Below are 22407 nucleotides of genomic sequence, written 5' to 3' on the forward strand. Positions count from 1 at the left end.
GACCTACTGATGAGCACCCCGGGCGGATCTGTCCTCGAACGTGTACGCGGCCTCGTGCGAGAGGTCGCCAAGTTCGGGGCGGTCGGCGGTCTGGGGGTCCTGGTCAACCTGGGTGTCTTCAACCTGATCCGCAACACGACCGACCTGCAGGTGGTCCGCGCGAGCGTGATAGCCACCGTCGTCGCCATCGCCACGAACTACATCGGCTTCCGCTACTTCGCCTACCGGGACCGCGCCAAGAGCGGCCGGACCCGCGAGCTGACCCTGTTCGCCGTGTTCAGCGGCATCGGCCTGGTCATCGAGAGCGGTGTGCTCTACGCCGCCACCTACGGCTTCGGCTGGGACGGCCCGGTCGCGAGCAACGTCTTCAAGTTCATCGGCATCGGGACCGCCACCGTGTTCCGCTTCTGGTCGTACCGGACCTGGGTCTTCAAGGCCCTGCCCGCACCGGCCGAGCCGACCGAACCGATGCCGGATCCGGCGCCCGTGCCGAAGCCGGAGCGCAGGCCGGAGCCGCTGCCCGAGCCGGAGCCCGCGAACAACTAGCTCCCGCTCCCCCGCTCTAGCGGACCGTGCTCTGCGGTTCGGTGGGTTCCGGCGCCGTGCGGCTGAGGAACAGCGCGAACACCGGCGGCTGCGTCTGCAGCAGCTCCAGTCGGCCGCCGTCCGCCTCCGCGAGGTCCCGGGCCACCGCGAGGCCGATGCCGGTGGAGTTGCGGCCGCTGATCGCCCGCTCGAAGATCCGGTTGCCGAGGTCCGGCGGGACCCCGGGCCCCTCGTCCGTGACCTCCAGCACCGCCTGGTTGCCGATCACCCGGGTGCGCAGCGCGACCGTGCCGCCGCCGTGCATCAGGGCGTTCTCGACCAGGGTGGCCAGTACCTGCGAGACCGCGCCCGGGGTGCCGACGGCGCGTACGCCCTGCTTGCCCGAGCGGACGATGGCCCGTCCGGCGCTGCGGTAGGCCGGGCGCCACTCCTCCTGCTGCTGCTTGACGACCTCGTCCAGGTCGAAGGGGACCGCCGAGCCGGTCCGGGGGTCGCGCGAGTTCGTGAGCAGCCGCTGGACGACGTCCGTGAGCCGTTCCACCTGGGTCAGGGCGATCGTCGCCTCCTCCCGTACGGTCTCCAGGTCGTCGGTCACCGTGATCTCCTCCAGCCGCATGGAGAGCGCGGTGAGGGGGGTGCGCAGCTGGTGGGAGGCGTCCGCGGCGAGCCGCCGTTCGGCCGTCAGCATCCGGCCGATCCGCTCGGCGCTGGAGTCCAGTACGTCCGCGACCCGGTCCAGCTCGGGGACCCCGTACCGCTTGTGCCGGGGCCGCGGGTCGCCCGACCCGAGCCGTTCCGCCGTCTCGGCGAGGTCGGTGAGCGGGGAGGCCAGCCGGTTGGCCTGCCGTACGGCGAGGAGTACGGCCGCCACGACGGCCAGCAGCGCGACCGCGCCGACCACGGCGAGGGTCCGCCCGACCTCGCGGGTGACGGTGGAGCGGGACTCCTCGACGACCACGACCTCGCCCGACTCCCCGCGGGCGGTGCCGCGGATGACGCTCTCGGGGATGGGGGTGCCCACCTCGACGGCCGGCCGGCCGGGGACGGTGATCCGCGCGTAGTGACCGGAGTCCAGCTGTTCGCCGAGGGCCACGGGGTCGATCGGCTTCTTCTCCAGGACGTTCGCCTCGACGATGCCCACGAGCCGCAGCGCCTCGGACTCGATGCGGTCCTGGGCGCTGCTGGTGATGGTGCGGGTCTCCACGATGACGAGGGAGACCCCGAAGACGGCGATCACGACGAGCACCACGGCGAGCGTGGAAGAGATGAGGCGGCGGCGCATGCCCTAGAGCATGCCCCAGCCGGTGCCCTCGGAGTGCCCCCGGAGCGGCCCCGAAGTGTCCTCGGACCGGCTTCGGACCGGCTTCGGGGTGGCGGTCAGCTCTTCTCGAAGCGGAAACCGACGCCGCGCACGGTGGCGATGTAGCGGGGGTTGGCGGCGTCGTCGCCCAGCTTCTTGCGCAGCCAGGAGATGTGCATGTCGAGGGTCTTGGTGGAGGACCACCAGGTCGTGTCCCAGACCTCGCGCATGAGCTGGTCGCGCGTGACGACCCGGCCGGCGTCGCGGACCAGGACCCGCAGGAGGTCGAACTCCTTGGCCGTCAGCTGGAGCTCCTCCTCGCCCATCCAGGCGCGGTGCGACTCGACGTCGATCCGCACGCCGTGGGTGGCGGGGGGCTGGGCGGCCTCGTTGGCACCGCGCCGGAGCAGGGCCCGGACCCGGGCGAGCAGCTCGGCCAGGCGGAAGGGCTTGGTCACGTAGTCGTCGGCGCCGGCGTCCAGGCCGACGACCGTGTCGACCTCGTCCGCCCGGGCGGTGAGGACCAGGATCGGGAAGCCGTGGCCCTCGGCGCGCAGCCGGCGGGCGACCTCCAGGCCGTCCATGCCCGGCAGGCCCAGGTCGAGGACGACGAGGTCGACGCCGCCCTGCAGTCCCGCGTCCAGCGCGGTGGGGCCGTCCTCCCGCACCTCTACCTCGTACCCCTCCCGGCGCAGGGCGCGGGCCAGGGGTTCCGAGATGGATGCGTCGTCCTCGGCGAGCAGTACACGCGTCATGTGGGTGATGGTAGTCCGCGGCGGCTGAAACCAGGGGCCCACTGGAAGACCCCTTCCTATCTGGGCTTATGAAGCACTGACCGCCTTCGAATATGGTCGAACGGTTCCCGGCGCGCCTTGTGATCCATCTCTCAAGTCCTTTCAAATGCCGCAGTGTCGTGTCGTATGGTGGCGAGACGCCTGATGCAATACCTCAGGGACCTTTGTGCCGAAAAGCAGTGCAAAGGTCTCTCTTTCTGTCCTGAACCGGACGGACGGTCTTATCAAGGACCGCCCCGGCCGGCCTTGACGACAGTGAATGACCTGTTGGCCGGGCCCTCCGCGTGATGATGCGCGGGAGGGCGTGGATCCCGGTGACGGATGTCCTGCCGCCCCCACCCCCGTGGGGCGGGCCCCGAGGCGTGGGGTGGGAGATCCGTCCGCCGGTGCCGGCCACCCCCCACCGGGCGCGGATGAGCTCACGAAGCCGAAGCGTCCCGAGCAAGCAAGGATCGACCATGGCTTCCAGCCTGACGACGGCCTCACCGAGCCCCGCTCACGAGAAGACCGTCCTCGGCCACCCGATCGGCCTGGCCACGCTGTTCATGACCGAGATGTGGGAGCGCTTCTCCTACTACGGCATGCGTGCGCTTCTCGTTCTGTACCTGGTCTCCGGCGGTGTCGACGCCGCGACCGGCAGCCAGGGTGGTGGCCTCGGCTTCACCGCCGCGACGGCCACGGCGATCTACTCCGTCTACGTGGCCATGGTCTACCTCATGGCCATGCCCGGCGGCTGGTTCGGAGACCGCGTCTGGGGTGCCCGCAAGACGGTCACCATCGCCGGTGTCGTGATCATGGCGGGCCACGTGGCGCTCGCCATGCCCGGCCAGATGTCGTTCTTCATCGGTCTGCTGCTGGTCGCGGTCGGCTCCGGCCTGCTGAAGGCCAACATCTCCACGATGGTCGGCCACCTGTACCGCGGCGTGGACGACCCGCGCCGTGACAGCGGCTTCACGATCTTCTACATCGGCATCAACGTGGGTGCCCTCCTCGCGCCGATCGGCATCGGCATGGTCGGCGAGCTCGTGAACTGGCACCTCGGCTTCGCGCTCGCCGCCGTCGGCATGGGCATCGGCCTCGTGGTCTACCTGCTCGCCGGCCGCACCCTGAGCCCGCAGAGCAGCATCGTCCCGAACCCGCTGTCCGCGCCCGAGCGCAAGGCCGTGATCGTCAAGGCCCTCGCCGTACTGGCCGTCATCGCCGTCTTCTACGGCGCCGTGGTCGCGGCGGACATGTTCACCATCAAGTGGGCGCTGTACCCGATCACCATCGCCGGTCTGCTCATCCCGGTCGCCGTCCTCGTCCGCATCAAGCGGGACAAGGACCTGTCCACCGTCGAGCAGACCCGGATGAGCGCCTACATCTGGTTCTTCGTGGCCGCCGCCGTCTTCTGGATGATCTACGACCAGGGCGGTTCGACGCTCTCGCTCTTCGGTGACAAGAACTCCGAGCGCAGCCTGTTCGGCTGGGAAGTCCCGACCACCATCTTCCAGTCGCTGAACCCGCTCTTCGTGGTGGCCCTGGCCCCGGTCTTCGCCGCCGCGTGGGTGGCCCTGGCCCGCCGCAACCGCGAGCCCAGCACCATCGTGAAGTTCTCGGTGGCCCTGATCATCGTCGGCGCCTCGTTCTTCGTCTTCGCGCTGCCGCTGAACCAGACCGCCGGCAACGACACCAAGGTCACCATGTGGTGGCTGGTGCTCATCTTCCTGATGCACACCCTCGCCGAGCTGTGCCTGTCGCCGGTCGGCCTGTCGGTCACCACGAAGATGGCGCCGCAGAAGTACGGCTCCCAGATGATGGGCGTCTGGTTCCTGGCCGTCACCGCCGGTGACTGCATCACCGGTCTGATGGGTCTGGCCGACGTGCAGCTGAACGGCGTCGGGGTCATCCTCTTCCAGGCGTTCGCCGCCGTGCTCGCCGGCCTCGCGATCTTCATGTACCGCAAGAAGGTCAACCAGCTGATGGACGGCATGGGCTGACCCGTCGGCTCCCCGTCCCACGGAACGGCCCGGCACACCGGAAGGTGTGCCGGGCCGTTCGTCGTGCGCAGGTGCTACCGGGTCAGCGGGTGCCGCGCAGGCGGCGCCACGGGGTGAAGGTGAACACCGCCCCGCCGAGCAGGATCACCGTGCCGGCGACCAGGGCCAGCGCCTTGATGCCGCCCTCGTCCTCCGCTCCGGTGTCGGCGAGGCCGCCGCCCGAGGTGGTGCTGCCGCTGGCGGACGAGGAGGAGCCGGAGCCGCCCGGCTGGGCGGTGGTGTCCAGTTCCAGCGAGACGCCGCTGCTCGTCGCCTTGCAGGGGACGTTGATCGGGGTGGATCCGGGGGCCATCGTGACGTCGATGGTCAGCTGGTCCGGGCTCAGCGTCACCTTGCCGCTCTTCCCGGGCTTGTAGGTGCCGGTCATGTCGCTGAGGCTGACCGGGGCCTTGTCCGGGATCGGCTCCGCGTTGGCCGGGCCGGAGACCTTGACCGTGCCGCTGTCCGCGCCGCCGAGCTTCACGTCCATCGAGGGCTTGAGGGCTCCCGCGGGCAGGGCCATGGGCGCCGCCATCGCACCCTTGGCCGTCTTGACCGTCAGGTCGTAGCTGCCGCCGTTCTTCTTCGCGTTGATCGTCACCGGGGTCTTGATGCCCCCCGGGACGACGGGCCCGCAGTCGAAGGCCACCTCGACGGCCTTGCCCGGGAAGTCGGTCTGGCCGCCTCCGCCGCCGGAGGCCGAGCCGCCGGTGGTGGTCGTGGAGCCCCCGGTCGTGGTCGAGCCGCCCGTGGTCGTACCGCCGGTCGTCGTACCACCGGACGTCGTACCGCCCGTGGTCGTACCGCCGGTCGTCGTACCGCCCGTGGAGCCGGCCGACACGTCGATGGTGGCCCCGACGCCCACCGTGCCGGTCGGCGCGCACTTGGTGACGAACGTGCCGAAGGAGAAGGTGACGGCCACGTCGTACTTGCCGGGGGTCAGCGTGATCTTCCCGGCCTTGGTGAGCTTCAGCTTGCCCTTCATCACGGACATCTGCATGGGCGCCTTCTTCGGGATCGGCGGGTTCTTCTTCTCCCCGACGACCTTCAGCTCACCGCCCCCGCCGCCCACGGTGATCCAGCCGGTGGGCTGGACCGCGTCCTGCGGGATGTCCATCAGGTCGGTGTTGTTCGAGGCCGGCTTCACCGTCTCCCAGGACACGTCGACCTCGTCGCCGACCTTCGCCGACGCCGGAGCGGTGACCTTGGCGGTGGTCTCCCCCTCCACCGGGCTGCCGCCCCCGGCCGGGGGCACGCACTTGACGTTGAACTTGGTCTCCGCGGCCTGGGCGGGAGCAGCCCCCAGGGCGATACCGGCGCCGCCGAGCAGCAGCGCGATCACGGCCGCGCTCACCCTCCGTTGGGTCTTCACGAATGTCCCTTCGTCGTCGAACGGTTCTCAGACGGTGCGGACGCCTGTGGTGCTGTGCCCGGCGCGCTGTCCGGGGTGAACCACGGCAGGACCGCCGTGGTGGTCTGGGGGGACTGCTCCGGGCCGTCGGAGCCCGCGGCCGGCCCGGGCGGCCGCCGGGCCGGGATCCTCGGCAGCCGGGCCGTCACCGCGGAGGCCGCGTCGGGGAGCCGTACGCCCCGGTGGCGGCCGACGGCGGCCGTGGCGCGCGGCCGGACGCGGTCGACGACGGCCATGCCGGTACGGAAGACCGCGGCCGGGATCACCAGCAGGAGCAGGCCCCAGAAGAGCAGCACCCCGTACGGGCGGTCGACGCCCCAGGGCTGGGTGGCCACCACGGTCTCGCCGTACTTGAGGGAGATCGTGTAGTCGCCGTGGGCCCCCGCGGCGAGGCTCACGTCGAGGGCGATCTCCGCCTTGCCGCCGGGCGGGATGGTGCCCTTCCAGCGGGCCTCCTCCCACAGCGGGGCGAACACCCCGTGCGCGGTGCCGAGCTGGAAGACCGGGTCCTTGACGGGGACCGGACCGAGGTTGCCGACGGTGACCTTGAACTTCCGGGCGGGCGGGGCGCCGAACCAGGTCAGCACCCCGTCCTCGCCCTCCAGCCGGACCCCGGTGAGCATCGCGAGGCGGGCCGTGCCGGATTCGGCGGGCAGCTCGGCGACCGGGTGGTCGGTGATCTTCAGGGGGGTCGCGACGGTGGACTGGTCGCCGTTGACGGAGGTGACGTTGACGATGCAGGGGCAGGGCTTGGGCGGTGCCACCACGGGCAGCTGGGCGGTGAAGCGGCCGTCGGCGGCGACCGAGACGGCGGCGCCGTCGGCGTTGGCGCAGCTGTTGGTGCCGCCGATCATGTTCTGTCCGCAGACGAGCAGCATCACCAGCGTTTTCGCGGGCCAGCCGGTGCCGGTGACGGTGATCCCGGTGCCCTTGGCGGCCTCCTGGAGGGAGAGCGCCACGGCGGGCTTGCCCTCGGCGGAGGCGGCCGGGCCCGCGGGGAACAGGGCGAGGACGCACACCGCCAGCCCTGCGGCCAGCAGGGCTCCGACTCTTCTCACCTGGCGGCTCCCGTCAGTTCGTGGTGCGGTGCAGGGGTCGTCGGTCCGGCCGCGGGCGGCGCGTGCGGCGCCGGGCCCGGGCCGAGCCTGCGGCGTCGTACGAGGTACAGCGCGGCCGCGGTGGTCACGCCGAGGCCGAGCACCCCGGCCCCGGCCGGGCCGGCCGGGATCCCGGGGACGAACCAGCGCGATGCGGTGGCCACCGCACGGGCGCCGCCGGGGGCGGTCACGGTGAGGGTGACGCCGACCCGGTCGAGGGCCGGGGCGCCGGGCCAGGGCTCGGTGAGCTCCACCCGCTGGCCGGGGAGCAGTTCCACGGGCACGGTTCGGCCCCGCGGCGCGTCGGGCACATCGCCGAAGAGGGCCTCGGCGCGGATCCTGAGCTCGGGGACGAGGGCCACGTTGCCGCGGTTGACGAGGGTGTAGGCGATGACCGTGGCCGGACCCCGGCCGCGTACGGCGACGTCCTCGACCGTGAGGGCGGCCAGGGTCGGGCCGCCGACCCGCAGGTGGACCCGTACGCCGACCTCGTGGCCGCCCTCGGTGGCGATCACGGCGGCGGGGTGGTCGCCGGGCGGGGACGCGGGCGGCACGGTGAGCGTGAAGGGGACCACGGCGCGGGTGCGGGGCGGGACCTTCACGGTGGTGGAGGCCCCGAAGCTGATCCAGGAACCGGCCCCGCCGGTCGCCGGGGCGCCGGTGCCGCCGCTGGCCCCGGGGCCGGCGCCGGTCGCCGGGCGGACCGCGAGGGCGCCGTCGGCCGCGTTGTAGGCGTCGGCTCCGCGCAGGGTGATGGTCCGCTCCTGGTCGGTGGTGTTGGCCAGGGCGAGCCGGTCCTCCAGCACGGTGCCCGGGGCGCCCGCCAGGTAGAAGTACGGGCGGGCGCCGGAGGGCGGGGGGCTCCCGGCCGTTCCGGCGGCGGGCCGGGCGGTCCAGCCCGGCTCGTCGGCGGCCGCGGGGTGGGCGGGGCCCGCGGACAGCACGGCGGCGGCGAGCAGGAGCACGGCACCGGCGCGCCTCAGGGTGTGGAGCACGTGCATGACCGGGGTGCTCCGTTCAGGACCGGGCCCGCTGGCCGCGCCGGGTCAGCCAGAGCACGCCCGCCGCGCCGGTGAGCAGCACGGTGCCGCCCAGGGTGCCGAGGGCGAGGGCGGAGTCGGTGGGCCCGGTCTGCGGGAGGGTGTCGCCGGTGCTGTTCCCGGCGCTGTTCCCGGCGCTGTTCCCGGTGGTGTCGCCGCCGGGCTGCGCGCCGCCCCCGCCGGGCGCCGTGACGTCCAGTTCCAGTGACGGTCCCGGACTGTTGCCGGGGGTGCAGGTCGTGGTGGTGCCCATCGCCTTGATGGTGAGCACGCCGGCGGTGAAGGTGACCTTGCCGCTCTTCCTGGGCGTGTAGGTGCCCGAGAGATCGGTGATCTTGATGGGGGTGTCCGGGGGGATGGCCTCGGGGTTGGGCGGGCCCGAGACCGGTACGGACGCCTTCTCGGCGCCGCCGACGAGGACGACGGCGCTGGGGCTCATCGCGCCCTTGCCCAGCTCGATGGGGCTGGAGGAGACGCCCTTCTGGAAGGACACCGTCAGCTTGTAGCCGTTCCCCTCCTTGACGGCCTTGATGTCGATGGGCGACACGGCCGACTTGTCCCCGATCGGGGTCTTGCAGTCGTAGGCCACGTCGACGACGGCGGCATGGGCCGCGGGGGCGGTGAACAGCACCGCCGAACCGGCCAGCGCGGAGGCCAGCGCGAGCGCGGTGGAACGTTTGCGGTCGGACACCTTCGTCTTCCCCTCGGGCCACAGATAACTGACGGGACATCAGATCGGTGGCTCAAGGTACGCCCGGGGTCTTACGGAGGGAAGACAAAGGACAACCCGGGATTGACTGTTCGTCAGCAGGCGCGGCGGCCCCGCTGCCAGACGGCGGAAACGAGCGGAACGCCCGGCCGGTAGGCGAGGTGGACGTGGCTCGGGGCGTCCAGGAGGGCCAGGTCCGCGCGGGCTCCCGGCGCCAGGAGGCCGATGTCGTCGCGGCGCAGGGCGCGGGCGCCGCCGGCGGTGGCCGACCAGAGGGCCTCGTCGGGGGTCATCCGCATGTCGCGGACGGCAAGGGCGATGCAGAACGGCATGGAGCTGGTGTAGGAGGAGCCCGGGTTGCAGTCCGTGGACAGGGCGACGGTGGCGCCCGCGTCGATCAGGCGGCGGGCGTCGGGCCACTGGGCGCGGGTGGAGAACTCGGCGCCGGGCAGCAGGGTGGCGACGGTGGTGCCGGCGGCCTGGGCGAGCGCGTCGACGTCGGCGTCGGTGAGGTGGGTGCAGTGGTCGGCCGAGGCCGCCTCCAGCTCGACGGCGAGCTGCACGCCGGGCCCGTACGAGAGCTGGTTGGCGTGGACGCGCGGGATCAGTCCGGCGGCGGCGCCGGCGGTGAGGATCGCGCGGGCCTGGTCGCCGTCGAAGGCGCCCTTCTCGCAGAAGACGTCCACCCAGCGGGCGTACGGGGCGCAGGCCGCCAGCATCTCGCCGGTGACGAGGTCGACGTAGCCGGCCGGGTCCTCGGCGAAGTCGGGGGAGACGATGTGCGCGCCGAGGTAGGTGACCTCCTCGGTGTGCGCGGCGGCGATCCGCAGGGCGCGGGCCTCGTCGGCGACGGTGAGGCCGTAGCCGGACTTGGTCTCGAAGGTGGTGGTGCCCTGGCGGCGGGCCTCGTCGAGGTGGCGCACCAGGTTGGCCTCCAGCTCCGCGTCGGTGGCGGCGCGGGTGGCGGCGACGGTGGTGCGGATGCCGCCGGCGGAGTAGGCGCGGCCCGACATCCGGGCGTTGAACTCCTGCGTGCGGTCGCCGGCGAACACGAGGTGGGAGTGGGAGTCGACGAAGCCGGGGATGACGGCCCGGCCGGCCGCGTCGAAGACCTCGTCGGCAGCGGGCGCCTTGGCGGCGGGGCCGACCCAGGCGATCTTGTCGGCCTCGATGAGGACCGTCGCGTCCTGGAGGAGGCCGAGGGGCGAGCCGTCGCCGACGGACGGGTCGTTGGTGACGAGGCTGCCGATGTTGGTGATGGCGGTGGTGGTCATGGGGGTTCCTCTCAGAGGGTTCGTTCCCCCACCCCGCCCTTTCGCCGTTTCCTGGGGCTCCGCCCCAGACCCCGCGCCTCAAACGCCGGCGGGGCTGATTTCAGCCCGTCCGGCGTTTGAGGACCGGGTCCGGGCAGAACCCGGTTTCGGGAAGGGGCGGGGTGGGGGAAGGGCCCGCCGCAGGCGGCTCGGTCAGGAGCGCAGGGCTGCGATCGATTCGGCAAGGGCGGTCGGGACGTCCCCGACCAGGGTGTGGTGGCCGTCGCGGACGATGTGGCGGCCGCCGACCACCGTGTGGCGGACGTCCGACGCGGAGGCCGCGAAGACCGTCGTCTCGGCGCCCAGCCGCGGCAGGGGGCCCGCCGTGCGTACGGAGTCCAGCGCGATCGTGGTGAAGTCCGCGAGCGCGCCCGCCTCCAGGCGGCCCGCGTCGGCCAGGCCCAGCGCCGCATGGCCGTCGGCGGTGGCGGCGGTGAGGAGCGCGTTCGCCGTCCAGTGGCCCCGGGTGCGGCTGCGCAGGCGCTCGTTGAGCTCCATCGCACGGGCCTCTTCGAGCAGGTCGATCACGGCGTGGCTGTCGCTGCCCAGCGACAGCGGGCTGCCCGCGTGCTGGAGGCGGGTCGCCGGGCCGATGCCGTCCGCGAGGTCGCGTTCGGTGGTGGGGCACATGCAGGTGCCGGTGGTGGTCCCGCCGAGGAGGGCGATGTCCACATCCGTGAGGTGCGTGTTGTGGACGCCGGTGGTGCGCGGGCCGAGCACGCCGTGATCGGCCAGCAGCTGGGTCGGGGTGCGGCCGTGGGCGGCCAGGCAGGCGTCGTTCTCGGCGGTCTGCTCCGAGAGGTGGACGTGCAGGGGCGCCCGGCGCTCCTCGGCCCAGCGGGCGACGGTGGCCAGTTCGGCGGCGGGTACGGCGCGCACCGAGTGGATGGCGGCGCCGATCAGGGCGTGCTCGCGGGGCTTGAGCGCGCTCGCGCGCTCGGCCCAGGCCTCGGCTGTGCCGTCGGAGAAGCGCAGCTGGTGGGCGTTGGGGGCTTCTCCGAAGCCGGAGGACAGGTACGCGGTGTCCAGGAGGGTGATCCGGATGCCGGCCGCGGCGGCGGCCTCGATCAGGGCCTCGCCCATGGCGTTCGGGTCGGCGTAGGCGGTCCCGCCCGGGGCGTGGTGGACGTAGTGGAACTCGCCGACGTTGGTGATGCCGGCCAGCGCCATCTCGGCGTAGACGGCGCGGGCGAGCACGAAGTAGCTGTCGGGGGTGAGGTTCTGGGCGACCTTGTACATGAGGTCGCGCCAGGTCCAGAAGGTGCCCGAGCCGACCTGGACGGTGCCCCGGAGGGCCCGGTGGAAGGCGTGGCTGTGCGCGTTGGCCAGCCCCGGGATCGTCAGGCCCCGCAGCACCTCGGCGCCCGGCGGCGGGGTCTCCACCCCGGTGCGCAGGGCGCCGATCCGCCCGTCCTCGGTGATCTCGAGGGCCACGCCCGGCTCGACGTGGGTGCCGAGCCAGGCGTGCTCCAGCCAGTACGTCGTCAACGACATGCCAGGCCTTCCAGTACGTCGGCGAGGGCGAGGACGCCTGCCACGCAGTCGTCCTCGGCGGCGAACTCCCGCGGGGAGTGGGAGACGCCGGTCGGGTTCCGTACGAACAGCATGGCGGTCGGGACGGCGGCGGAGAGGATTCCGGCGTCGTGTCCCGCTCCGGTCCCGAGAACGGGGACCGAACCGCCCAGGATCCGGTTCATCTCGTCGCGCAGGGCGTGCTCGAACTCGACGACCGGGGTGAAGGACTCCCGGACGATGCCGAGGTCGATGCCGTCCTGGTCCGCGCGCTCGCGGGCGGCCTTCTCGATGGCGGTGACGACCGTGTCGAGGGTGGCTTGGTCGGCGGCCCGGGAGTCGAGCCAGCCGCGCACGAGCGAGGGGATGGCGTTGACCCCGTTGGGCTCCACCGAGATCTTGCCGAAGGTGGCGACGGCCCCGGCGAGGGCCGCTTCCGTACGGGCGGCCAGCACGGTCGCCGCGTAGGTGAGCATCGGGTCGCGGCGGTCGACCAGCCGGGTGGTGCCGGCGTGGTTGGCCTCGCCGCGGAAGTCGAACCGCCAGCGGCCGTGCGGCCAGATCGCGGAGGCGATGCCGACCCGGTCCCCGGACAGGTCCAGGGCGCGGCCCTGTTCCACGTGCAGCTCGACGAAGGCTCCGATGCGGCCCAGGCGTTCGGGGTCGGCCCCGATGGCCTCGGGGTCGTAGCCGGCGGCCTCCATGGCCTGGGGCAGGGAGATGCCCTCGGCGTCGCGCAGCTCGTACGCCTTCTCCTTGGTCAGCTGTCCGGCGGCGAGCCGGGAGCCGACGCAGGCGAGCCCGAAGCGGGCGCCTTCCTCGTCACCGAAGTTGGTGATGGCCAGCGGCCTGGAGAACTCCGCGCCCCTCCTGCGGAGTTCGTCCAGGGCCGCGAAGGAGGAGACCACCCCGAGGGGGCCGTCGAAGGCCCCACCGTCGGGGACGGAGTCCAGGTGCGAGCCGGTGACCACGGCGTCCCCCGCGAGGGGGTCGCCGAGCCAGGCCCACTGGTTGCCGTTGCGGTCGGTCTCGTACGTCAGCCCGCGCGCCTCGGCCTGCTCCTGGAACCAGGTCCGGCAGTCGGCGTCGGCCCCGCTCCAGGCATACCGGCGGTATCCGCCGGTGCCGGCGTCGCGGCCGATGGGCGCGAGCTCCGCCCACATCTCGTGGAAGGTCACGCGTCGTCGCCCTCACGCATGGGGACGCGGACGCCGCGCTCGTCGGCGACCGACTCGGCGATGTCGTAGCCGGCGTCGACGTGGCGGATGACACCCATGCCCGGGTCGTTGGTGAGCACGCGGCGGATCTTCTCGCCGGCGAGCGGGGTGCCGTCGGCGACGGTGACCTGGCCCGCGTGGATGGAGCGGCCCATGCCGACGCCGCCGCCGTGGTGGATGGAGACCCAGGAGGCGCCGGAGGCCACGTTGACCATGGCGTTGAGCAGCGGCCAGTCGGCGATCGCGTCGGAGCCGTCGAGCATGGCCTCGGTCTCGCGGTACGGGGAGGCCACCGAGCCGCAGTCGAGGTGGTCGCGGCCGATCACCAGGGGCGCGGCGAGGGTGCCGTCGGCCACCATCTCGTTGAAGCGCTCGCCGGCCTTGTCGCGCTCGCCGTAGCCGAGCCAGCAGATGCGCGCGGGCAGGCCCTGGAAGTGGACGCGCTCGCCGGCCATCTTGATCCAGCGGTGCAGGGACTCGTTCTCGGGGAAGAGCTCCAGCATGGCCTTGTCGGTCTTGTGGATGTCCGAGGCCTCGCCGGACAGCGCCGCCCAGCGGAAGGGGCCCTTGCCCTCGCAGAACAGCGGGCGGATGTAGGCGGGGACGAAGCCGGGGAAGGCGAAGGCGCGGTCGTAGCCGGCCAGCTGGGCCTCGCCGCGGATGGAGTTGCCGTAGTCGAAGACCTCGGCGCCGGCGTCCATGAAGCCGACCATGGCCTCGACGTGCTTGGCCATCGACTCGCGGGCGCGGGTGGTGAAGCCGGCCGGGTCCTTGGCGGCGTAGGCGGCCATGTCGTCGAAGTCGACGCCGACGGGCAGGTACGCGAGCGGGTCGTGGGCCGAGGTCTGGTCGGTCACGATGTCGATCGGGGCGCCCTCGGCGAGCATCTGCGGGAGCAGCTCGGCGGCGTTGCCGAGGAGGCCGATGGAGAGCGGCTTGCGGGCGTCGCGGGCCTCGACGGCCAGCTGGAGGGCGTGGCGCAGGTTGTCGGCCTTGACGTCCAGGTAGCGGTGCTCGATGCGGCGGTCGATGGCGCGCGGGTCGACGTCGATGCAGATCGCGACGCCGTCGTTCATCGTCACGGCCAGCGGCTGGGCGCCGCCCATGCCGCCGAGACCGGCGGTGAGGGTGATGGTGCCGGCGAGGGTCCCGTTGAACTTCTTCGCGGCGACGGCGGCGAAGGTCTCGTAGGTGCCCTGGAGGATGCCCTGGGTGCCGATGTAGATCCAGGACCCGGCGGTCATCTGGCCGTACATGGTCAGGCCCAGGTGCTCCAGACGGCGGAACTCCTCCCAGTTGGCCCAGTCGCCGACCAGGTTGGAGTTGGCGAGCAGGACGCGCGGGGCCCACTCGTGCGTCTGCATCACGCCGACCGGGCGGCCGGACTGGACCAGCATCGTCTCGTCCTGCTTGAGGGTCTGCAGGGTGCGGACCATCGCGTCGTACGAGCGCCAGTCGCGGGCGGCCTTGCCGGTGCCGCCGTAGACGACGAGCTTGTCGGGGTGCTCGGCGACCTCGGGGTCGAGGTTGTTCTGGAGCATCCGCAGCGCGGCCTCCTGCTGCCATCCCAGGGTGCTGAGCTCGGTGCCTCGCGCGGCACGTACGGGGCGGGGTCCTGACATGGCGGTGCCTCCTCCGATGTTGGTCAATCTATTCACATCCTCGCTCCCTGAATAGATTCAGTCAACAGCTGCGATCGGCCCCGTCGGGTGATGGGATGGCCGATATGGACACGGAGGGCGCCGCCGCGCGCCGGGACCTGGCCGTACGCGCCGCCGTCGAGCAGGGGCTCGTGGGCGGGGCCGGCACCGCGGAGCCGCTGACCTGCCTGCTGGACACCGCCGGGATCCGGGCCTCGGCCGCGGCCCTGACCGGCGCCTTCGCCGCCGCGCTGCCCCCGGGCACCCCCGTCCTGCACGCCTTCGCCGTCAAGGCCGCCCCGCTCGTCCCGGTCCTGCGGCTGCTCTCCGACGCCGGGCTCGGCTGCGAGGTGGCCAGCCCCGGCGAGCTGGCACTGGCCCGGGCGGCGGGTGTCCCGGCCGGCCGGACCGTCCTGGACTCCCCCGCCAAGACGGTGGCCGAGCTGCGCGAGGCCCTGGAGCTGGGCATCGCCCTCAACGCCGACAACCCGCAGGAGCTGGCGCGCCTCGACGCGCTCGTCGGCCGGGCGCCCGCGTCCACCGCGGCCCCGGTCGGCCTGCGGATCAACCCGCAGACCGGCGCCGGGGCCATCGACGCGCTGTCCACGGCGACCACGACCTCGAAGTTCGGCTTCGCGCTGCGCGACCCCGGCGCGCGCGAGTGGCTCGTACGGGCCTGCCTGGACCGGCCGTGGCTGACCCGCCTGCACATCCACTCGGGCTCCCAGGGCGTTCCGCTCGTCCTGATCGCTGAAGGCGTACGGGAGCTGCACGCACTGGCCGAGGAGATCAACGCGGCCGCCGGGCGGCGCCGGATCGACACCCTCGACATCGGCGGCGGCCTGCCGGTGAACTTCGCCTCCGACGAGGCCACCCCGACGTTCGCGCAGTACGTCGCCGCCCTGCGCGAGGCGGTCCCGGCCCTCTTCGACGGCTCGTACGGCCTGGTCACGGAGTTCGGCCGGTCCCTGCTGGCCAAGCACGGACTGGTGCTGGCCCGGGTCGAGTACACCAAGACCAGCGGCTCCCGGCCGATCGCGCTCACCCACGCCGGGGTGCAGGTGGCGACCCGCACCGCGTACGCCCCGGCGGCCTGGCCGGTGCGGATCCTGCCGTACGACGCGAAGGGCGCCCCGAGGACCGGAGATCCGGTGGCCCAGGACATCGCGGGCCCGGCCTGCTTCGCGGGGGACCTGCTCGCCGTCGCCCGCGAGCTGCCCCGGCTCGCCCCGGGCGACCTGATCGGCGTCCCCGACACCGGCGCGTACTTCTTCACGGCCCACTACGGCTACAACAGCCTGCCCCGGCCGGCGGTCCACGGCTTCACGGTCACGGACGCGGGCGAGGTCCGCTTCCGCCTGGTCCGCCCGGCGCAGGACGTATCGGAGATCGTCTCGGAAGCGGGCGGCGACCTGCGGGACGCGCTGCTGTAAGAACCTGGGCCTCCGCCGCTCCAGCCCCGCCGGCGTCCGAGGCGCGGGGGTTCGGGGGCGGCGCCTCCGACAGCGGCGCGCACTCCGGGCGACGGCCTCAGCCGGAGAGGGTGGCCGCCAGGGCCGGGGCCAGGCCTTGGACCACGCCCTCCGGCGTCAGCGCGACAACGCCCGGCAGTCGCAGCAGGTAACGGCTCAGGGCCAGGCCCAGCAGCTGCGCGGAGACCAGCCCCGCCACCGCCCCGGCCCGCTCCGACCCGACGGCGGCCGCCAGCGCCGGAGCGACCTGGGCCGCGAACACCTCCCGCATCCGCGCCGCGGCCCGCTCGTTCGTCACCGCCGAGCGCAGAAGCACCAGCAGGGCGTCGTCGGCCGGATCACCCTCCCACCGCTCCACGAAGTGGCGCACGAGGGCGGCGGGGAGCTCCTCGGCCGGCACCGCGCCGAGGTCGGGCAGGCGCAGGTCCACCGTGAGGGCGGCGTCGAAGAGCTGCTCCTTGCTGCCGAAGTACCGCATGACCATCGAGGGGTCGATCCCCGCGTCCGCCGCGACGGCCCGGATGGTGGTGCGCTCGTAGCCCTGGGCGGCGAAGCGCTCCCGCGCCGCCCGCAGGATGGCCGTCTTGGTCGTGTCGGAAGTGCGTCGCGCCGTCATGCCAACAACCGTAGGCCAACAGGCGTTGACATGCCAGCGAAGCGGGCGCACTCTTGAGTCAACAACCGTTGGCCAACAAGCGTTGGCCCGCCGGAGGAGGCCCGCATGACCAGCACCGCCGCACTCCCGACCCGTACGGACGTGGCCATCGTCGGCGCCGGGCCCACCGGCCTCGCCGTCGCCGTGACCCTGGCCGGGGCGGGTGTCGACTTCGTGCTCCTCGACCGGCAGGCCGAGGGCGCGAACACCTCCCGCGCCGCCGTCGTGCACGCCCGCACCCTGGAGGTCCTCGACGAGCTCGACCCGTCGGGCGGCCTCTCCTCCGAGCTGATCGGCCGCGGGCTCCTGGTCACCCGGTTCCAGCTCCGCGACGGGGCCCGCCCGCTCGCCGGCATCACCTTCGACCGCCTGCGCACGGCCCATCCGTACGCGCTCATGGTTCCCCAGTACGAGACCGAGGCGGTGCTCCTGCAGCGCCTGCGCGCCCTCGGCCACGACGTGCACCGCCCCCACGAGGTCACCGCCGTCACCCAGGACGCGGACGGGGTCACCCTCACCACCGCCACCGGCGAAACCCTGCACGCGGCCCACGCCGTCGGCGCCGACGGGATGCACAGCGCGGTCCGCGAGGCCGCCGGGATCGGCTTCACCGGCAGTGCCTACGGGGAGTCCTTCGTCCTCGCCGACGTCGTCATGGACTGGGCCCCGGGCCGCAGACAGGTCTCGCTCGCCTTCGGCGCGGCCGGGCTCACCGTGGTCGCTCCGCTGCCCGGGGGCCACTTCCGGATCGTGACCACCGTCGAGGAGGCCCCCGCCGAACCGGACCTCGCCTTCGTCCAGCGCCTGCTGGACGAGCGCGTCCCCGGTGAGGCCGTGGTCCGCGAGCTCGTCTGGTCCTCCCGGTTCCGCATCCACCACCGGGTCGCCGACCGCTACCGGGCCGGCCGGCTGCTGCTCGCCGGGGACGCCGCCCACGTCCACAGCCCGGCCGGCGGCCAGGGCATGAACACCGGCATCCAGGACGGCCACGCCCTCGGCCGCGCCCTCGCGACCGGGGACCCGGGCGGCTACGGGGCCCGCCGCCGCCCGGTCGCCCTGCGGGTGGTGGCCCTCACCGACCGGATGACCCGGATCGCGACCACCCGCAACCGCGCGCTGCGCACCGTACGCAACACCCTGCTGCCGGTCCTCCTGCGGATCCCGGCCCTGCACGACCGGCTGGCGAACGAGCTGGCGGAACTCGACTACCGCTGAGGCCGCGCGGCTACTCCACGAACAGGCCCCGCGCCGCCGCACGGGCGTCGAAGGCCTCCAGCCGGGCCTGCGCGTCCGGCAGCGCGTCCGCCATCGACTCCAGCAGCACCCGGCCCAGCAGCATCGGCGCGCACGCCGTGTCGAAGGCCAGCCCGGTGCCGACCTGCGCCGGAATCAGCAGGTCCGAGTGGCGCGCCACCGGGGCGAAGGCCGAGTCGGCGACGGTGACCACCGTCAGGCCGGCCCTCCGCGAGCGTTCCAGCGTGTCCACGACCTCCCGCGGGTGGCGGGGCAGCGCGAAGCACAGCAGCGCCGTCGCGCCCTCGTAGAGCGCCGCGTCGATGCGGTCCTCCAGCATCGTGCCGCCCTCGTCGAGGAGCCGTACGTCCGGGTGAACCTTCGAGGCGAAGTACGCGAACCCGCGCGCCTGGGAGGAGGCCGCCCGCAGCCCGAGCACCAGCAGCGGGGTGGAGGCGGCGAGCAGCCGACCGGCCTCCTGGACCGGCGCGGGGTCGGCGAGCATGGCCGCCAGCTGCCGCAGGTTCTCGATCTCGCCGAGGACGGCCTGCTGGTACTCGTTGTACGAGTCGTCGTGCGCGGCCTCCGGCCGCTCGGCGGGGGCCACTTCGCGCAGGTGGCGGCGGAGCGCGGGATATCCGTCGAAGCCGAGCGCCACGGCGAAGCGGGTGACCGAGGGCTGGCTCACCCCGGCCAGTTCGGCGAGCTCGACGCTCGACAGGAAGGGCACCTCCGCCGCCCCGCGCACCATGCAGTGCGCGATCCGCCGCTGGGTCGGCGTCAGCCGGTGCCCCTCGAACAGCTTCTGCAGCCGCGCGGCCGGGCTGTCACTCATCCCGTCCCCTCCGTCCCGGTGAGATATTCAGTCACGGAGCACTCTGCATGCGGTTATGCAGCGGGGCAAGCCGTGCCCGCGATGCGGATACGGGGGATAGCCCCAGTGCAGGGGCCCGCCGGGGGTTCCTACGGTGAGGGCATGGACGCCCACGCCCAAGAGCTGAAGAAGGAATTCGACGCGACGATGGACGCCCGGCGCGAGCTGGGGCCGGAGTACGAGGCCGCGCTGGTGGACTCGTTCGTCGAGAAGGTCGACACCCAGGTCCGGCGCCGGCTCGCCGAGGAACGCCTGGCCGCGGCCCGCGGCGACGGCCGCGCGCCCTCCGCCGTGGCGGGGGACGGGAACTTCGGAGAACGTTTCGGCTTCGCGATCATCACGCTGGTGCTGGCGATCCCGCTGTCGGCGATCGCTGCCGCGCACGCCAGGCTGCCGGGGCTGATCGTCGCCTGGGCGGGGATCGTGGGCGTGAACTTCATCCACGCCCATCGCCTCCGGCGCGGTACGCAGGACCCCCGGGACTGATGCAGTACGCCAGTGCGGCGCCGCTGCGGGGGCTCCGAACTCCCGCGCCTCATCCCCCGGCTGCCGCCGGGAGGTGCCCCTGGCGGGGCCGGGGCGGAAAAGGAACGCGCGGGGACCGCCGCACCCCCGGTCGCCCGAGGGGCGGGACGACGGCGGTCCCCGCGAAGGACACGGCCGGGTCAGGGCCGTCCGCGTCCGTGGCGCAGGCGCAGTCCGGGAGCCGCTCCGGAGGTACGCACACGCCGTTCCGTGGTGCCGGCCGGATTCCGGTCTCCCGGACTTCCCTGCCGACAACCACCACTGTGCCCCAGGCGTGTTAAGCGGGTGCTGCCGTCACGTGTCGTGCCCGTACCGTTTGCGCGAAGGCCACGCCACGGGCCGGGCGCCCGGGTGAGGAGGCGGGCCGTGGGCCCGCACCCCTCCCCCGAGCGGGCCGCAGGCTACTTCGCGGACTTGGCCAGGAAGGCCAGCAGGTCCTGACGGCTCACCACACCGGTGGGCTTGCCCTCGACCAGCACGATCGCCGCGTCCGCCTCGCCGAGCACCGCCATCAGCTCGGACACCGGCTCGCCGGAGCCGACCTGCGGCAGCGGGGAGCTCATGTGCTTCTCCAGCGGGTCGGTCAGCGAGGCCCGCTGGGCGAACAGCGCCGCCAGCAGCTCCTTCTCGACCACGGAGCCGATGACCTCGGCGGCCATCACGTCCGGGTGACCGGCGCCCGGCTTGACGATCGGCATCTGCGAGACGCCGTACTCGCGCAGGACCTCGATGGCCTCGCCGACCGTCTCCTCGGGGTGCATGTGGACGAGGGAGGGGATGCCGCCCTCCTTGTCCTTCAGCACGTCACCGATGCGCGCGGCGGGGCCGGCCTCCTCCAGGAAGCCGTGTCCCGCCATCCACTCGTCGCTGAAGATCTTGCTGAGGTAGCCGCGGCCGCTGTCCGGCAGCAGGACGACGACGACGTCGTCCGGGCCGAGGCCCTCGGCGGCCTTGAGCGCGGCGACGACGGCCATGCCGCAGGAGCCGCCGACGAGCAGGCCCTCCTCCTTGGCGAGGCGGCGGGTCATCTGGAAGGAGTCCTTGTCGGACACCGCGATGATCTCGTCGGTCACGTTCGGGTCGTAGGCGGTCGGCCAGAAGTCCTCGCCGACGCCCTCGACCAGGTACGGCCGGCCGGAGCCGCCCGAGTAGACCGAGCCCTCGGGGTCGGCGCCGATGACCTTGACCTTCCCGCCGCTGACCTCCTTGAGGTAGTTGCCGGTACCGGAGATCGTGCCGCCGGTGCCGACGCCCGCGACGAAGTGGGTGATCTTCCCGTCCGTCTGGTCCCACAGCTCGGGGCCGGTGGTCTCGTAGTGCGAACGGGGGTTGTTCGGGTTGCTGTACTGGTCGGGCTTCCAGGCGCCGGGCTCGCGCGCGAGGCGGTCGGACACGTTGTAGTACGAGTCCGGGTGCTCGGGGTCGACGGCGGTCGGGCAGACCACGACCTCCGCGCCGTACGCGCGCATCACGTTGATCTTGTCCATGGACACCTTGTCAGGGCAGACGAAGATGCACTTGTAGCCCTTCTGCTGGGCCACGATGGCGAGTCCTACACCCGTGTTGCCGCTGGTCGGCTCCACGATGGTGCCGCCGGGCTTGAGGGCTCCGCTCTGCTCGGCGGCCTCGATCATCCGTACGGCGATCCGGTCCTTCACGGATCCACCGGGATTGAAGTACTCGACCTTCGCAAGGACGGTGGCCTGCAGGCCTTCGGTCACACGGTTGAGCTTCACCAGCGGGGTGTTGCCGACGAGGCTGATCATCGAGTCGTGGAATTGCACCATGTTCTCCAAGGAGGGGACTCCGCGGGTTCTCCGGGAGGTCCGGCCAGAGTATGCGGAAAGGGATTGGCCGACCGTACGTACGGGGCAGGTAGGGATCAATGAGGACCGAGGAGGTGGCCTGAAGGATGTCCAGGGCGAGGACAGCCCGCCGGATCGCGGCGGGGGCGGCGTACGGCGGAGGCGGCCTCGGACTGGTCGGGGCCGCCGCGGTCGGGCTGGTGGTGGCCGAGATGCAGTTCGCCAGGCGGGCGGTGGGCTCCGGGCTGCCGGACCCGCCACGGGCCGACGGGCTGTACGGGAGCGAGTTCGGCGGGCCGGAGCAGAGCCCGGGCCCGCTGCGCCTGGGCATGCTGGGTGATTCCACGGCCGCGGGACTGGGCGTGCGCCGGGCCCGGCAGACTCCGGCGGCCCTGCTGGCCTCCGGGCTGGCGGCGGTGGCCGAGCGGCCGGTGGAACTGCGCAACGTGGCCCTCTCGGGAGCGATGTCGGACGACCTCGACCGGCAGGTCGGTCTGCTGCTCGACGGCACCTGGCCGCCCCCGGACGTCTGCGTGATCATGATTGGCGCGAACGACGTGACGCGCCGGATGCCGCCGACCCAGTCGGTGCGGCTGCTGACCTCGGCCGTGCGCAGGCTGCGCATGGCCGGCTCCGAGGTCGTCGTGGGCACCTGCCCGGACCTCGGCACGATCGAGCCGGTGTACCAGCCGCTGCGCTGGCTGGCGCGCCGGGTCTCGCGCCAGCTGGCGGCCGCGCAGACCATAGGAGTGGTCGCGCTGGGCGCCCGTACGGTCTCCATGGGGGACCTGCTGGGCCCCGAGTTCGCAGCGAACCCGCGCGAGATGTTCGGCCCGGACTCCTACCACCCCTCGGCGGAGGGGTACGCGACCGCCGCCATGGCCGTCCTGCCGACCCTGTGCGCGGCGCTGGGCCTGTGGCCGGAGTCGGACCGGCTGGACGTCTCCCGGGACGAGGACATGCTGCCGGTGGCGAAGGCCGCGTCGGCCGCTGCGGGCGAGGCCGGTACGGAGGTCACGGCGGTCCGCGGCCCCTGGGTCCTGCTCAAGCACCGCCGGCGGCGGCGGGTGCCGGCCACCGACCCGGCCCAGCCCGTGGTGCCGTAGACCCCGGCCGGGCGCTCCGCGCCGGGCTCACGGGGCCGGCAGGACGCCGCCCCGGGCCCCGCCCGGACGCCCGCCCGGGTGCCCTGCGCGTCGCCGTCCCGCCCGCGTACGGTCGGACCCCGCGGGCGAGTGCGGCCCGT

At 73.1% G+C, this 22407-nt stretch carries 19 protein-coding genes; 6 read left to right on the top strand and 13 right to left on the bottom strand.

The genetic code is table 11. The features are described from left to right. Positions 1 to 9 precede the first annotated feature (9 nt). Positions 10 to 546: a GtrA family protein gene (locus OG444_RS15840; protein ID WP_327262788.1), complete on the top strand. Its 537-nt coding sequence runs from the start codon at positions 10 to 12 to the stop codon at positions 544 to 546. A gap of 16 nt (positions 547 to 562) precedes the next feature. Here OG444_RS15840 and OG444_RS15845 read toward each other — a convergent pair whose 3' ends face one another. Together OG444_RS15845 and OG444_RS15850 are read right to left on the bottom strand one after the other, a co-directional pair. Next, complete coding sequence (locus OG444_RS15845) at positions 563 to 1828, bottom strand: ATP-binding protein (RefSeq protein ID WP_327262789.1); 1266 nt, start codon at positions 1826 to 1828, stop codon at positions 563 to 565. 95 nt (positions 1829 to 1923) lie between these two features. Next, on the bottom strand, positions 1924 to 2601 hold the full coding sequence (locus OG444_RS15850; RefSeq protein WP_030659823.1) for a response regulator transcription factor: 678 nt from the start codon (positions 2599 to 2601) through the stop codon (positions 1924 to 1926). Between the two features lie 497 nt (positions 2602 to 3098). Here OG444_RS15850 and OG444_RS15855 point away from each other — a divergent pair, with 497 nt between their 5' ends. After that, positions 3099 to 4619: a peptide MFS transporter gene (locus tag OG444_RS15855; protein ID WP_327262790.1), complete on the top strand. Its 1521-nt coding sequence runs from the start codon at positions 3099 to 3101 to the stop codon at positions 4617 to 4619. Positions 4620 to 4701: 82 nt separating this feature from the next. Here the strand turns inward: OG444_RS15855 and OG444_RS15860 are convergent, their stop codons facing one another. The 8 genes from OG444_RS15860 to hutU form a co-directional block, all read right to left on the bottom strand. Beyond that, complete coding sequence (locus OG444_RS15860; protein ID WP_327262791.1) at positions 4702 to 6030, bottom strand: hypothetical protein; 1329 nt, start codon at positions 6028 to 6030, stop codon at positions 4702 to 4704. Continuing rightward, positions 6027 to 7127 (bottom strand): neocarzinostatin apoprotein domain-containing protein, encoded by a 1101-nt coding sequence (locus OG444_RS15865; RefSeq protein WP_327262792.1) that lies wholly within the window; start codon positions 7125 to 7127, stop codon positions 6027 to 6029. Before OG444_RS15865 ends, OG444_RS15860 begins: the two co-directional genes overlap by 4 nt. Further along, complete coding sequence (locus OG444_RS15870) at positions 7124 to 8167, bottom strand: hypothetical protein (RefSeq protein ID WP_327262793.1); 1044 nt, start codon at positions 8165 to 8167, stop codon at positions 7124 to 7126. The genes OG444_RS15865 and OG444_RS15870 overlap by 4 nt, the downstream gene beginning before the upstream one ends. Positions 8168 to 8183: 16 nt before the next feature. Continuing rightward, complete coding sequence (locus tag OG444_RS15875) at positions 8184 to 8897, bottom strand: LPXTG cell wall anchor domain-containing protein (RefSeq protein ID WP_327262794.1); 714 nt, start codon at positions 8895 to 8897, stop codon at positions 8184 to 8186. A gap of 113 nt (positions 8898 to 9010) precedes the next feature. After that, a complete protein-coding gene (hutI, locus tag OG444_RS15880; protein ID WP_327262795.1) occupies positions 9011 to 10189 on the bottom strand; it encodes an imidazolonepropionase in 1179 nt (392 codons plus the stop codon). A 192-nt stretch (positions 10190 to 10381) separates the two neighbouring features. Beyond that, the gene (locus OG444_RS15885) at positions 10382 to 11722 is read right to left on the bottom strand and encodes a formimidoylglutamate deiminase (protein ID WP_327262796.1); all 1341 of its coding nucleotides are present in this window, start codon (positions 11720 to 11722) and stop codon (positions 10382 to 10384) included. Continuing rightward, entirely contained in the window at positions 11713 to 12903 is a 1191-nt protein-coding gene (locus OG444_RS15890; RefSeq protein WP_327266800.1) for an allantoate amidohydrolase, read from the bottom strand. The genes OG444_RS15885 and OG444_RS15890 overlap by 10 nt, the downstream gene beginning before the upstream one ends. 11 nt (positions 12904 to 12914) lie before the next feature. Then, positions 12915 to 14579 (bottom strand): urocanate hydratase, encoded by a 1665-nt coding sequence (gene hutU, locus OG444_RS15895; RefSeq protein WP_327262797.1) that lies wholly within the window; start codon positions 14577 to 14579, stop codon positions 12915 to 12917. A gap of 95 nt (positions 14580 to 14674) precedes the next feature. Here hutU and OG444_RS15900 point away from each other — a divergent pair, with 95 nt between their 5' ends. Continuing rightward, on the top strand, positions 14675 to 16030 hold the full coding sequence (locus OG444_RS15900) for a diaminopimelate decarboxylase (protein ID WP_327262798.1): 1356 nt from the start codon (positions 14675 to 14677) through the stop codon (positions 16028 to 16030). A 97-nt stretch (positions 16031 to 16127) separates the two neighbouring features. On the opposite strand, the gene OG444_RS15905 is transcribed toward OG444_RS15900, so the two are convergent. Next, positions 16128 to 16685 carry a TetR/AcrR family transcriptional regulator gene (locus OG444_RS15905; RefSeq protein ID WP_327262799.1) on the bottom strand — a complete coding sequence of 186 codons (558 nt, stop codon included), beginning with the start codon at positions 16683 to 16685 and terminating at the stop codon, positions 16128 to 16130. A gap of 105 nt (positions 16686 to 16790) precedes the next feature. Between OG444_RS15905 and OG444_RS15910 the strand changes: the two genes are divergently transcribed. Beyond that, positions 16791 to 17939, top strand: a complete 1149-nt coding sequence (locus OG444_RS15910; RefSeq protein ID WP_327262800.1) for an FAD-dependent oxidoreductase — start codon at positions 16791 to 16793, stop codon at positions 17937 to 17939. Between the two features lie 10 nt (positions 17940 to 17949). On the opposite strand, the gene OG444_RS15915 is transcribed toward OG444_RS15910, so the two are convergent. Beyond that, a complete protein-coding gene (locus tag OG444_RS15915) occupies positions 17950 to 18792 on the bottom strand; it encodes a MurR/RpiR family transcriptional regulator (protein WP_327262801.1) in 843 nt (280 codons plus the stop codon). A 141-nt stretch (positions 18793 to 18933) separates the two neighbouring features. On the opposite strand from OG444_RS15915, the gene OG444_RS15920 reads away from it, so the two are divergent. Then, a complete protein-coding gene (locus OG444_RS15920; protein ID WP_327262802.1) occupies positions 18934 to 19317 on the top strand; it encodes a hypothetical protein in 384 nt (127 codons plus the stop codon). A 440-nt stretch (positions 19318 to 19757) separates the two neighbouring features. Here the strand turns inward: OG444_RS15920 and OG444_RS15925 are convergent, their stop codons facing one another. Then, complete coding sequence (locus tag OG444_RS15925; RefSeq protein ID WP_327266801.1) at positions 19758 to 21140, bottom strand: cystathionine beta-synthase; 1383 nt, start codon at positions 21138 to 21140, stop codon at positions 19758 to 19760. A gap of 128 nt (positions 21141 to 21268) precedes the next feature. Between OG444_RS15925 and OG444_RS15930 the strand changes: the two genes are divergently transcribed. Beyond that, positions 21269 to 22267, top strand: a complete 999-nt coding sequence (locus tag OG444_RS15930; protein ID WP_327262803.1) for an SGNH/GDSL hydrolase family protein — start codon at positions 21269 to 21271, stop codon at positions 22265 to 22267. Positions 22268 to 22407: the final 140 nt, after the last annotated feature.

The sequence above is a fragment of the Streptomyces sp. NBC_01232 genome (genome assembly GCF_035989885.1).
Lineage (GTDB): Bacteria > Actinomycetota > Actinomycetes > Streptomycetales > Streptomycetaceae > Streptomyces.